General features: G+C 59.7%; 6 protein-coding genes. 4 read left to right on the top strand and 2 right to left on the bottom strand.

What is annotated here, in order from left to right; genetic code table 11:
- Nucleotides 1-177: 177 nt before the first annotated feature.
- The gene (locus tag A0J57_RS19620; protein ID WP_099187118.1) at nucleotides 178-2,181 is read left to right on the top strand and encodes a M13 family metallopeptidase; all 2,004 of its coding nucleotides are present in this window, start codon (nucleotides 178-180) and stop codon (nucleotides 2,179-2,181) included.
- Between the two features lie 62 nt (nucleotides 2,182-2,243).
- On the opposite strand, the gene A0J57_RS19615 is transcribed toward A0J57_RS19620, so the two are convergent.
- Together A0J57_RS19615 and A0J57_RS26110 are read right to left on the bottom strand one after the other, a co-directional pair.
- Nucleotides 2,244-3,140 (bottom strand): HEPN domain-containing protein, encoded by an 897-nt coding sequence (locus tag A0J57_RS19615; RefSeq protein ID WP_046766262.1) that lies wholly within the window; start codon nucleotides 3,138-3,140, stop codon nucleotides 2,244-2,246.
- Nucleotides 3,141-3,280: 140 nt separating this feature from the next.
- On the bottom strand, nucleotides 3,281-3,565 hold the full coding sequence (locus A0J57_RS26110; RefSeq protein WP_139111426.1) for a hypothetical protein: 285 nt from the start codon (nucleotides 3,563-3,565) through the stop codon (nucleotides 3,281-3,283).
- Nucleotides 3,566-3,678: 113 nt separating this feature from the next.
- On the opposite strand from A0J57_RS26110, the gene A0J57_RS19605 reads away from it, so the two are divergent.
- The 3 genes from A0J57_RS19605 to A0J57_RS19595 all read left to right on the top strand — a co-directional run bounded on the left by A0J57_RS19605 (nucleotide 3,679) and on the right by A0J57_RS19595 (nucleotide 8,573).
- Nucleotides 3,679-4,362 (top strand): RNA polymerase sigma factor, encoded by a 684-nt coding sequence (locus A0J57_RS19605; RefSeq protein WP_139111427.1) that lies wholly within the window; start codon nucleotides 3,679-3,681, stop codon nucleotides 4,360-4,362.
- Between the two features lie 8 nt (nucleotides 4,363-4,370).
- Nucleotides 4,371-5,354, top strand: a complete 984-nt coding sequence (locus tag A0J57_RS19600; protein ID WP_052757588.1) for a FecR domain-containing protein — start codon at nucleotides 4,371-4,373, stop codon at nucleotides 5,352-5,354.
- Between the two features lie 228 nt (nucleotides 5,355-5,582).
- Nucleotides 5,583-8,573 carry a TonB-dependent receptor gene (locus tag A0J57_RS19595; protein WP_052757587.1) on the top strand — a complete coding sequence of 997 codons (2,991 nt, stop codon included), beginning with the start codon at nucleotides 5,583-5,585 and terminating at the stop codon, nucleotides 8,571-8,573.
- The last annotated feature ends 10 nt before the right edge of the window (nucleotides 8,574-8,583 follow it).

The raw sequence follows: 8,583 nt of genomic DNA, 5'->3' as shown, positions 1-8,583 counted from the left end.
GGGCTACGCCCGCCCTCCGCCGCACGCAGCGCAAGGCCATCTTCAACAAACCAGCATCATATTATCTGAAAAGGGGGTCCCTCTTCGACGCCGATCGGGGGTCCCTTTTGAACGCCGTTTGACACCTTGGATCTTTCGAGAGGGTTCGGGATGCGATCGTCAAACTTAGGTGCAGCAATGTTTCTGGCTGTATTCTCATTTCCAGCAGCACACGCAGATCAGGGCGCGCCCTCCGGATCGAATGCTTCGGCCTATGGTACTTACGGGCTTGATGAAGATGGCATGGACCATGAAGCGTCGCCGGGTGAGGATTTCTCCCGCTATGCGAATGGAAACTGGGATGCGCGCACGGCGATCCCGGAGGACAAGGCCAGCTTCGGCATGATCAACCTTCTGGAAGACCTCTCGCGCGAACGCACAAGGGCAATTCTGGACGCGGCCCGAAAAGACCCTTTGAACAAGATTGGGGCAGCGTATTCGAGCTATATGGGTCGTGCTGCCGTTGAGAAAGCGGGTCTAACGACAATCGCACCATGGCTCCGGGAAATCAGCGAATTGCGCGACAAAGCTGGCCTGGAAAACCTCGTTGCGAAGGCCAATCGCATTGGTGTTGCCGGTCCTTTTCGCCTCTACGTTGGGCAGGACGATAAAAAGCCAGACAGCTATATCATCAAGCTGAGTCAGGGCGGCTTGGGCCTGCCGGATCGCGATTATTATCTCGAGCAAAGCGACAAAATGGCCGCGATCCGGACGGCATATCGTGCGTATCTTACACAAATGCTGACTCTGATTGGGGAAACTGACGCCGGCAGCCGAGCTGACGCTCTGATGACGTTTGAGACGGCAATAGCGAAGCTGCATTGGTCACGGGTCGAAAGCCGCGACGTCGATAGGGTCTACAACAAGACCACACTCGCCAAATTGACGGTGGACGCGCCCGGGTTCGACTTCCCTGCCTATTTTGCCGCGAACGGCATCAAACCCGCCGAGATGATTGTCGCGCAGCCCAGCGCCATTGCGGGGGAGGCGGCGCTCATCGCGAAGACTCCGCTTCAGGTTCTGAAGGATGCTTTGCTCGTGCGAAGCATCCATACCTATGCCGATTTCCTGCCCGACCATATCGGGGACGAGGATTTCGCCTTCTACGGTACAATCCTAGCTGGTACGCCAATGCGGCCGGAACGTTGGAAGCGTGGCATCGATTTTCTCAAGGGCGCTTTGGGAGAGGAGGTTGGGAAGGCCTACGTCGCGCGATATTTCCCGCCTGAAACGAAGGAGGCGATGGACGCACTGGTCCAGAATGTGATCGCGGCCATGGGCCGCCGGATCGATAAGCTGACCTGGATGAGTGATACCGCGAAAATCAGGGCTCGCCGCAAGCTGGCCGCGTTTACGGCCAAGACCGGTTATCCAGACAGATGGCGCGATTATTCGGGTCTCATGATCAAGGCGGGCGATCTGTTCGGCAATGCAGTTCGCGCCAACCAGTTTGCCTTCGACTATCAGGTGGGAAAGCTTGGCAAGCCGATATATCGTTGGGAATGGGGCATGACGCCCATGGAGATCAATGCATATGCCAATTTCGGCAAGGTGGAGATCGTCTTTCCCGCTGCCATCCTGCTACCGCCCTTTTTCGATCCCAATGCCGACCCGGCGGTCAACTATGGCGCGATCGGCGCTGTGATCGGCCATGAGATCAGCCATCATTTTGACGATCAGGGTTCAAAATATGATGAGACCGGGAAGCTCAACCCATGGTGGAGTGAGGCCGACGTCGCCACCTTCAAGGCGCTCAGCGGACGCCTTGTCGATCAATTTGATCGTTATGAGCCTTTCCCCGGTGTGCATGTGAAGGGGGCCATGACTTTGGGTGAGAATATCGGCGATCTGGCAGGCTTGGCTGTTGCTCTCGATGCCTATCATACTTCACTGGGCGGTAAGCAAGCTCCGGTCATAAACGGAAAGACCGGCGACCAGCGCTTCTTTCTCGGATGGGCGCAGGTGTGGCGGATCAAATATCGGGAGGCCGCCCTGCGCCAACGGCTCGTCACGGATTCCCATTCGCCCGCTCAATACCGCATTTCCACGGTTCGAAACTTTGATGAATGGTATGCCGCGTTTAAGCCTGAACCCGGTGAGAAGCTCTATCTTCCGACCAAGGATCGGGTCAAAATCTGGTGATTGAATCTAAGGCCGGGGTGAAGCCCGGCCTTGTCATGGGAGGGTGTCAGCGGCGCTCTTAGTCACGATCCCAGTCGCTCTTGGCAAATGTCCTTTACCAATCCTTGGAGTATAGTAATCCGCTCACAAATCCATTCCAGTTCCTCGGCAGTGATTTTATAATGCTCTGAGTAACGTGCGTTGACATAAGCACCGCGCAGCAGTTCGAAACAACGCTGCGTGAATTTTGTATCCCGCGGCCACGCTTGAATCAACCTTGCATCCAACTGTTCGCACTGTGACCTGAGCAAATTAATCTTGTGTGATTTTGGTGCGTACAACGTACTAACGAGGAGAAAGCAGTCATAAAGTCGTTCAGTGGTCTGGTGCAGAACGAACGCGGCTTCGTTTTCATTTCCTTCCGAAAGTGCGTGTCGAGCCATGCTGAAAAATGCTGTTGCGCTCGGAAACCATTTGTCAAAATGCTTTTGTGCCTCTGCTCGTGCTTCGTCCGGCGGCAAAGTAACTGGCTGATCGAACGGATTGTCAGGTGCTTCATAGAGAGCAATACCATCACGGAGGATGTCTCGAAAGAAGGGGCGACCCTTCTTCAGTTGTTTATTCACGTCGGTCAGGCTGTGGGTAATGATGTGCGCCGGAACACTGAGCTTCTTTGAGATGGTGTGGGCCCGGAGTAGATGGTCCTCGGCCTTGCTCCAATATTCGATCGGATCCGCGAGTTCCTCATGGTTCACAACGACCAGCACGTCATAATCGGAGAAATAACCACCGACCGGGTCTTCTACCCAGTCGCCGCGCGCATGTGATCCATAGAGGATAACCTTGAGGATCCGACCGGCCTTGCGATGAGGGGCATTACGCCCGGCGATCGTGTCCTCAAACTCTTCGAACAATATGCGACGGATTTCGCCGAGCTCCCGCTGTTTACGTTCGGGCAGATGATCGAGAGACGTCTTCATTCCCCCAGATTCCCCCTTTGGCGTAGAAAAGCCAAGAAAAATATGTGCCTTGTATCAATCAGGCCGCTTGGTAATCATCGCATAAAAGCGGATCGCCGCATTCGAAGCCTCAGTGTGTCGGACAGTTCGCGCGTATCGAATCATTCGCGGATCGGGAGAGCTTTTCGCCGCAACTCGGCATTTAGCCGCGGAGTTTCCGCAGCTAAATGCCGAATCTCCGCAGCTAATTGGCGAAGAACCCGCAGATTGCTGCGCAGGAACAGCTCAGCCATTATTTTTTCTGCGCTTTGCGCGGCGCAGTTAGACAGTCGCGGCGGCTGCGCTATGGAGGAGATGTCGGGTGCCGTGAAACAGGACGCGTGTCCCATGGGCCGGGGGATCGGCGGGCTTTTGGCCTGGCCGGTCGGCAGCGGCGCGACGTCCAAATAACGGGTCCTTGTACAGGATTTCCAACACCCGACCCCTTTTTTCAAGCCCTTGCCAGCCGATTCTCGATACGGAATTCTCTTTGGTGCCGTCGGGAGGCCGATGGCGGGGCGTGGAAACCCCTGTACCGAAGATCGGCGAGTCAGACTTGGTGCTGGCATGGCCGATCCATGCGCGCGCCCTTTGCGCGATGCACCGGCATGGAGCTTTTCCTTTGCCGTCCTTATGGGGCGGCACGCCCTTCGTAATTGAAGGAAAGGCGCGGGTAATGACCGGCGAGCAAGGGAAAACGCCGTGGCTGCCAATGGGTAGCCGGCAGGACGGGATGGTCGACAGGCTGTACCGCAATCATGCGGGCTGGCTGCTCGGAAGGCTGCAACGCCGGTTCGCGGGCTCTGGTCTTGAAGCGGAGGATTTGGTGCAGGACACCTATATGCGGGTAGCGCGCTACAGCGAAGAGGAGGCGGAGCGTCGGCCCCGCGCGCTGCTGCTCCGGATCGGGCTCAACCTTGCCTTCGATCAAATGCGCCGCAACAAGACCCGTCCCGCACCGCTGGCGGCTAATGATCCCGATCCTTCCTGGGACATAGAAGACTGTGGAGAGCAGGAATATTTCCTCGGCCTCAAACAGGCCGTCCAATCTTTGCCACCGGATCTTCGGACGGTCTTTCTTTTGTCGCGGTTCACCCGCATGACGAATGCAGATATCGCGAAAAGGCTGGGAGTTTCGGTCAAGACCGTTGAGGGACGGGTGAGCAAGGCACTTATATTGTGTGCACAACGGCTGTCGGACTGAGGGTAGGGATGACGATGGGCAGCGAAGAAGATAAAAAAATCGAGGAAGACGCAGCCTATTGGGTTGCGCGCTTCAATTCCCGCGTTGCGGACACGGCCGAACTCCAGCAATTCTTTGCCTGGAAGAAAGATCCGCGCCATGCCGCCGCCTATGAGCGACTAAATGGGCATTGGGAGAGCGCACAGAAGCTCGGGAAAGACCCGCAAATTGCTGCTCTGGTCGATGACGCAATCGAGCGAACCGCGCCTCGGTCAGGCATCCGTCGACCAATGTTGTGGGTGGCAGGCACGGTTATTGCCGGAGCTATGACCCTTGGCACATTCCTCCTCCGGCCAGTGGCGATCCATTATGAAACGGGAATTGGGGAGCAACGCCTGGTTCGCCTGGAGGACGGCACGAGGCTCCATCTCGATAGCGCAAGCGCCGTCGACATAAATTTCTCGTCAGGGCATCGACGCGTCGCCCTGATCAGCGGCCGGGCGATGTTCGATGTTGCGCATGACAAGAGCCGTCCCTTTGATGTGGATGCGGGCGTGGCGACCGTGAGAGCGCTCGGCACCCGCTTCGAGATCGATCGCCAGCAATCGGATGCCAATATCCTTCTGATCGAGGGCAAGGTGCGGGTGGATGCCGCGCAATGCCCGTCCGACAAATGCACCGATCAGTTGTTGCCGGGCGACATGATGATGGCGCGGGAAGCGGGACTTGGCGAGAAAGAGCGGGGCAATGTCGAGGCGATCACCTCCTGGACCACCGGCCGGCTCCAGTTCGAGGGCCGATCGCTCGCCGCCGCAGTCGATGAAGTCAATCGTTATTCCAAGGCGCCTATCATCCTGGAGGCGCCGGATCTCGCGGATGAGCGCGTCAACGGCGGATTTGCCGTTGGCGACCGCGATGCCTTCATCCGGGCCGTGATCGCGCTCTACCCGTTACGCGCGGAGCCGCAAACCAATGGCACTATCCGTCTTGTCCCTGACCCTGTGCGATCCTGATTTAAAAATTTCACATATCGTCCAGGGTTACCCCCGTTCCTCTACGTTACAGAATTAGGCGACAGGGGAAGGCGGGAGACCCGCTCCTCGGTCCGCCGGACCAGCAGGGGAAGGGAAACCATGACAGCCAGGAACGTCCATCGTATGGATTCGCCGAAACGGGCAAGGTCTGCACAGCGTCGCGGCCTACTCCTGTGTGCGGCCTGGGCGTTGGCGAGCGTTCCCGCGATGGCACCGGCGGCCTATGCGCAGGAGGTGCATCCGCGTTTCGACATCGCGGCGGGTTCGCTCGATCAGGCGTTGCAGCGGTACATGGTGCTGACGGGCCGCCAGATTCTGTATCGTAGCCAGTTGGTAGAGGGCCGTCGCACCAGCTCGGTCGTGGGATCGATGGATGCCGACAAGGCGCTGCACAAGCTGATCGGCGGCTATCCGATCACCGTCAGCCATCAGGGCCGCAATGTCTATGTGCTCTCGCCGCGCGGGGCGCCATCGCCGCAAGGACAGGGTCAGTCCCAGCATCGACCGGTCCCCCAGCGTCTACCCCAGGCAATCGCGCCTCGGCCGAAGCCGGTTCGCGCGCCGGACATGGCAGCAGCTGGGATTGTCGTTACCGGCACAAATATCCGCTCGGCAGCGCCGCCCTCATCGCCGGTGATCAGCATGACGGCCACCGACATCGCCCGCTCCGGCGCGGGTACGGTTGCAGAGGCGCTGGCGCTGCTGCCGCAGAATTTCGGCGGCATGGCCAATGAGGATACCAGCCTTACCGGCTCGGACCGCGTCAGCATCAACCCCGGTCTTGGGGCGAGCATCAATCTGCGCGGTTTAGGCTCAGACGCAACTTTGACCCTGGTCAATGGCCGCCGGACCGCGGGCGCGGGCGGGAAGGGCGATTTCACCGATCTCTCCAGCATTCCTGCAGTTGCGGTCGAGCGGGTCGAGGTTTTGGCTGATGGCGCGTCGGCTCTTTACGGCTCGGACGCGATCGGCGGCGTGGTCAACATCCTGTTGCGCAAGGATTTCGAAGGGGCTGAGAGTCGGCTGCGCCTCGGCACGGTGACGCGAGGCGGCAGTGAGGACATCATCGCCGGACAGGTGGTGGGTGCCCGCTGGGCGACCGGTCATATCCTTGCGGCCTATGAATACCAGCATCGCGGTCGCCTCCCTGGATCGGCGCGCAAATATACGCGCTCAGCCGACCTGCGGCAGCTCGGCGGCCATGACTACCGCCAATATTTCTCGGCTCCCGGCACCGTTGTGGTGCTAGACCCCGTGAGCCGCACCTATGTCCCTGCCTATGCCATTCCCGACGGACAGGATGGCACGGATCTTGAGCCCAGCGACTTCCTACCCGGCGCCAGTCTTTCCAGTCCGCGCGCCCATGTCGACCTGCTCTCGAAGCAGGACAGGCACAGCCTGTTCGTGAGCGGGGAACAGGAACTGACCGCCGGCCTCACCTTTTATGCCGAAGGCCGCTATTCCGATCGCAAGTTCGATGCGAAATCGCAGCCGTCGCTCACCATCATGAGCGTGACCCGCGCCAATCCCTGGTTCGTTTCGCCCACCGGCGGTTCGTCAGTGGCGATCGCCTATGATTTTGGCAGGGATATCGGCCCGATCCTCACCAGTGGCCGGGTGCGCAGCCATTCGGTGACAGCGGGCGTCCGGGCGGAACTGGGCGGCGACTGGCAGGTCGACGCCTATATGTCGCACGCCCGTCAGGTTGATCGGCAGCTGAGCGATCATCTGCTCAACAGCAGCGCGCTCAATGAAGCGCTGGGCCTCACCGCCGATAATCCGCTAACCGCCTATAGCGCGGCGCGCGACGGCTATTTCAATCCTTTCGGTGATGGCAGCAGCAACAGCGCCGCCATCATCGATTTTATCGGCAGCGGCTTCATCCGCCAGCGCTACAGCAGCGAATTGCTGAATGGCAGCATGATCGCCGACGGCACGCTTTTCGACCTACCCGGCGGGCCGCTGAAGCTCGCCTTCGGGACGCAGGCGCGCGAGGAGCATTTCTCCCGCTCGGTCCAGACCTTCGCCTCGGGCGTCACGCCGCCCGCGCCGGTGACGCCGAAGGCGAACCGGACGATCGTTGCCGTATTTGGCGAACTGGCCGTGCCGATGGTCGGCCCGGGCAATGCGCGCCCCGGTGTTGAGCGCCTCGACCTGTCGGTCGCGGTCCGCCATGAGCGCTATTCCGATTTCGGTTCGACCACCAATCCCAAGATTGGGTTGGTGTGGGAGCCGGCGCAAGGATTGCAGCTACGGGGAAGCTGGGGAACGTCGTTCCGCGCGCCTGCGCTCCCAGAGATTTTCGACCCGTTCCGCGTCTCCTACACCCAGCTCCCGACCACGGGTGGTGGCAACCTGCCGGTCCTCACCCAACGCGGCGGCAATCGCAGTCTCGAACCAGAAAAGGCCAAATCGCTGACTGTCGGCTTCAGGGTCCAGCCCAAGGCTGTGCCGGGCTTTGGCTTGGAGGCCAGCTATTTCCAGACGCGCTTCTCCAACCGGATCGGACAGCCGGTCACCGAGAATATTCTCCAGGCGCTCACCAACCCCATCTATGCGCCCTATGTAACTCTGATCGATCCCGCGCATAACGCCGCCGATCTGGCTCGCGTGCGGGAACTGCTCGCGGTGCCAGGGTCGAGCGTGCCGACGACCTTCGCCCCGGAATCCTTCCGCGCGATCCTCGACGGGCGCTATGTCAACTCCGCCCGGGTGGATGTGCGCGGGGTCGATATCCAGATGCGTCAGAGCCTCACCCTGGGTTCGAACCGGCTGAACATCTCGGTCAACAGCATGATCCTCATTGATTATAAGGATCAGCTCACGCCTGCTTCACCCATGATCGAGCGAGTAGGGACGTTGGGCAATCCCGTAGACTTCCGCCTGCGCGGCACTCTCGATTGGGCGCGAGGCGACGTCGGGGCAACGCTTTCGCTCAACCATGTTGGTCCCTACACTGACAACATCAGTGCGCCCGCGCGTCCGATCTCGTCGTGGAACGGCGTCGACCTGCAATTGCGCTATGAACCGCGAACAGCGGAGGGTTGGCGCAAGGGGCTGAGCCTGGCTGTCACCGTGCAGAATCTCTTCGATAGCGATCCGCCCTTTGTCGACCGCAATTTGGGCTTTGCCTACGACCCGGCCAATGCCGATGTGCTGGGCCGCTTCGTATCGATGCAGGTGAAAAAACGATGGTAGCGCCGCGCGG

Origin of the sequence: Sphingobium sp. 22B, assembly GCF_001580035.1 — a bacterium.
Taxonomy (GTDB): Bacteria; Pseudomonadota; Alphaproteobacteria; order Sphingomonadales; family Sphingomonadaceae; genus Sphingobium; species Sphingobium fuliginis.
Note: the sequence above shows the minus strand (reverse complement) of the source record. Positions and strands in the feature narration are given on the sequence as shown.